Origin of the sequence: Ochrobactrum sp. C6C9 (genome assembly GCF_022627935.1) — a bacterium.
Classification (GTDB): Bacteria; Pseudomonadota; Alphaproteobacteria; order Rhizobiales; family Rhizobiaceae; genus Brucella; species Brucella teleogrylli.
On the sequence record NZ_JABXGB010000140.1, the window covers coordinates 1 to 246 of the forward strand.

Below are 246 nucleotides of genomic sequence, written 5' to 3' on the forward strand. Positions count from 1 at the left end.
GTGCAGGCCGAGGAGTGCTGGCATCGCTCGCTGGCGCCGCTGATGGAAGAGGTGCGCGCGCAGATGGGTGATGGGCCGGTCTATCTCACCTTCGATATCGATGGCCTCGATCCGGCCTTCGCGCCCGGCACCGGCACGCCGGAAATCGGCGGGCTCACGGTGCAGCAGGGGATGGAAATCATCCGTGGCTGCAAGGGGCTGGACATCGTCTCGGCCGATGTGGTCGAGGTCTCGCCACCCTATGAC

The 246-nt window shown here is 66.3% G+C and carries 1 protein-coding gene; it reads left to right on the forward strand.

From position 1 onward, the window contains the following. Nucleotides 1–246, forward strand: a 246-nt coding sequence (locus HWD97_RS24415; RefSeq protein ID WP_371835832.1) for an arginase family protein, incomplete at both ends; no start/stop codon positions are given.